At 68.7% G+C, this 3,154-nt stretch carries 4 protein-coding genes; all 4 read left to right on the top strand.

Annotated features, from left to right (window positions below; all coding sequences use genetic code 11):
* The first annotated feature begins 102 nt into the window (after positions 1-102).
* The 4 genes from VI078_16955 to VI078_16940 all read left to right on the top strand — a co-directional run bounded on the left by VI078_16955 (position 103) and on the right by VI078_16940 (position 2,994).
* Positions 103-960, top strand: a complete 858-nt coding sequence (locus VI078_16955; GenBank protein HEY6000977.1) for a hypothetical protein — start codon at positions 103-105, stop codon at positions 958-960.
* Positions 961-992: 32 nt separating this feature from the next.
* Complete coding sequence (locus tag VI078_16950) at positions 993-1,562, top strand: DUF4382 domain-containing protein (protein ID HEY6000976.1); 570 nt, start codon at positions 993-995, stop codon at positions 1,560-1,562.
* Between the two features lie 23 nt (positions 1,563-1,585).
* Entirely contained in the window at positions 1,586-2,077 is a 492-nt protein-coding gene (locus VI078_16945; GenBank protein ID HEY6000975.1) for a hypothetical protein, read from the top strand.
* 248 nt (positions 2,078-2,325) lie between these two features.
* Entirely contained in the window at positions 2,326-2,994 is a 669-nt protein-coding gene (locus VI078_16940) for a hypothetical protein (GenBank protein ID HEY6000974.1), read from the top strand.
* The last annotated feature ends 160 nt before the right edge of the window (positions 2,995-3,154 follow it).

Here is a 3,154-nt window from a genome sequence, read left to right as displayed (position 1 = left end):
CCATGGCGCCAGGCCGCGCCGGGCATTACTATTGGAGGGAACAATGCCGGGATCCGCGTTGTCAACCTGGGCACAAGGTTGAGCAATCACGGAGGTGCAACGATGAGTCGAGCATCGACAGTCCGGGCCGCCGGCGCCCTCTCGGTCGCCGTGGCGGTCGCGTTCGCCGCGGCGGGCCTGCCGGCTGCCGCGGTGGCCCAGCAGCGCGAGCCGTTCCTCTCGAGCCCCGCAGACCCGGGAGGCTCGCAGACCAGGCCGTACCAGGGAGGCGGCGGCGCGCAGTCGCCATCGCGCCCGGCGGTGACCCCGCCCGCGAGCCGCCCGTCGCAGCCGCTGGTCTCCTCGCCGACGCCGGCGCCGCGGGTCTCGCCGCCCTCGCCGGGGGCACCCCCCGCGCCGGCCACCCCACCGCCGCCCCGGGTGACCCCGACGCCCCCCAAGGGCTGGCCGCTGACGCGCCCGTTCAACTCCATGATCGTGCGGCCGCCGCAGGGTCCGTACGGCGGCCGGGGGGACGATCACGGCCGCGGACGCGGCCACGACCGGCATCGCCGCCACGACTTCGACGACCGGGTGCCGCTGTTCCTGCCGCTGGTGATCTTCGGCGGCGCGCTGTATTCGGACTACTACGACTACGGGCGCTACCGCGATCGGCTGATCTGGGAGGACTCGACCGTCCTCTACGACGAGGAGGGCTGGGTCGACTTTACGCTGGACTGCGGCTCGGTGGGCGAGCGGCTGTGGCTGGAGATCCGCGACGGCCGCGGCCGGATCGACTGGGCCGAGATCGTGTTCGACGACGGCCAGGCGCAGGTCGTCGACTTCGCGGACCGCTCGCTCGGCCCCGGCCTCTACCGGCTGCTCGAGATGCGCGGCCCGCACCGCGTCGAGTACGTGCGGCTGGCGGCGAAGGCGTCGACGCGCGAGATGCGGGTGATCCTGCGGCTGGACCGATACTGACGTCCGGCCCCATCCCGAAGGAGGAGCGAGTGATGAGAAGATTCCTGTCGTGCATGGCGGTGCTGCTGCTGGCGCTCGTGCCGGCGGCCTGTTCGAGCGGCGGCGACGGGGGCGCCGGCGGGGAGACCAACCTGCGGATCAACCTCACCGACGCGCCGATGATGTCGATGCGCCAGGTGAACGTGACGATCACGAGCGTGCGCATCCACCAGAGCGCCGACGCGGCGCCGGGCGCGGCCGGGTGGCACGAGATCCCGGTCACCGCGCCGATGCCGGTCGACCTGATGCGCCTGCGCGGCGGCGTCCTCCAGGAGCTGTGCTCGACGCAGCTCGCCGCCGGCCACTACCAGCAGGTGCGGCTGGTCATGATGCAGAACGCCGGGTCGGGGCCGCCATACCACAACTCGGTGATGACGGCCGACGGCCAGATGCACCCGGTGGACATGCCGGGCGAGCTGAAGATCGTCCACTCCTTCAACGTCGCCCAGGGGGCGCTGACCGACCTCACGCTGGACTTCGACGCCCAGCGGTCGATGCGCCAGCGCGGCAACGGTTCCTACTTCATGCAGCCGGTGATCGGCGCGTCCTCGTCGGTGCACTGAGGTCGGACGCGGCGGCTCCCGCCATGCGCACCGGGGCGGCGCTCCGGGGTGCCGTCGTCGCTGCGGGCCTGGCCTTCGCGGCCCGCAGCGACGCGGCCGACATCGCCTCTCCCCACGACGAGGAGAAACCGCGGGTCTGCCTCAACTGCCACACCGAGGAGATCTACGCGAAGGCCTGCGGCGGGAGCGAGGGGTATTGCCTCCTCGCCGGATCGGTCGACGGCCTCTGCCTGACCTGCCACATCAAGGCGGAGTGCTGCAAGCCGGGGCTCGCGCATCTCCCGAAGCTCTACGTGGGGTCGAGGAGCCACCCGAGCGACGTGCCGGCCGCGGAGATCCCCCGCGCGTACCGTCCCGCGACGCTGCCGCTGTTCAACGACCGCATCACCTGCCGCACCTGCCACCTCCACAAGCGCGAGCGGCCGGTCGGCTACAAGATGCTGCGCCTGGTGACCGTCTCCGAGAAAGGGGTGGACTGGACGCCCCTCTGCCACGACTGCCACAAGGACCGCTGACCGCGGACGCCGGCGGCGCGGAAGCGGGTCAGCGGGCAGGCGCGCGGCGGCGATCCCCGGCCGCTGTCCGCTCCCGATCGCATCTGCTATCGTGGGCGGGCAGCGCCGGGGTGGCGGAACTGGCAGACGCAAGGGACTTAAAATGTCAGACCCCCATCCCCGGCTAACTGCCTGAAAAACAGGGGAATCCTCAAATGGCAGGGAAAAGCAAGCGTCCCGGCGCAGTCAAACAAGCGCACACTTGCGCCATGAAAGACACGGGTAAGCCATTGCCTATCGCACGTGTAAAGCACGAGTCAGACGTCGAGAGCGTGTTGCAGACGGTCTTGATGAGTATGAGGATGTGGCGCTGTCCGCCCAATCTGCCGGCGATGCTCAGTCAGATTCGGCGCGACCCGGCAGCCGTCAAGCGCTACCACGCGGCCCGCAAAGAGATGAAGAGGCTTTATGATGCGAGCGACGATCCGCACTTCATCCCGCACTTTGATGACCGGTGGGGGCAATACTATGTTGCGCTCGACGAGGAGCCGTCCACTTCCAACTCGCTGGTCCTGTCGGGTGCCGACTCCTGGGACCAAGTTGCGCTTCGGTTCTTGGAGTATGACCGCGTGGCCGTGAGCATCCGGGGCCAGCGCGTGAAGATCGCTGACTTCTCAGAGTTGGGCTTCATGGACCGCCGCACCAAGAAGCCAAACGAGGCTTGGAAGCTCCTGAAGGCGGTCGCAGCCGACGACGGCCTATTCAGGACCAAGGCGGGAGAGCTGCTCGCAGCGCGAACGAAGATCCTCGCGAGACTCCAAGTGCAGCTCAAGGCAATCTTCGGCATCGCCGATCAACCCTTCAAGCCGTACAGCAGGAGCGACCGGGGCCGGCGCGCGAGGTTCACCGCAACACCCGAACCCTTCGCTCGCGATTAGTCAGGACAAATCCAGACGCGCATTGCGGGCCGGGTCTCACCGGCCACATTTTTTTCTGCCCTGATTTTCCAGCCTATCTAGCGCAGGAGGAGAGCAGTACCGCTCCGTCTACCGGGACTTGTCCCCCTAGTTGCATAGGGCAACAGAGAGGACGGGCAGG

Source organism: bacterium (genome assembly GCA_036524115.1).
GTDB lineage: Bacteria > JAUVQV01 > JAUVQV01 > JAUVQV01 > DATDCY01 > DATDCY01.
The sequence above is the reverse complement of the archived record's forward strand: the minus strand, read 5'-3'. Positions and strand labels throughout refer to the sequence as shown.

What these genes read in the sequence shown, in the direction of transcription:
- VI078_16950 (HEY6000976.1), top strand. Translation starts at nt 993, where the DNA reads ATGAGAAGATTCCTGTCGTGCATGGCGGTGCTGCTGCTGGCGCTCGTG.
- VI078_16955 (HEY6000977.1), top strand. Translation starts at nt 103, where the DNA reads ATGAGTCGAGCATCGACAGTCCGGGCCGCCGGCGCCCTCTCGGTCGCC.
- VI078_16940 (HEY6000974.1), top strand. Translation starts at nt 2,326, where the DNA reads ATGAAAGACACGGGTAAGCCATTGCCTATCGCACGTGTAAAGCACGAG.
- VI078_16945 (HEY6000975.1), top strand. Translation starts at nt 1,586, where the DNA reads ATGCGCACCGGGGCGGCGCTCCGGGGTGCCGTCGTCGCTGCGGGCCTG.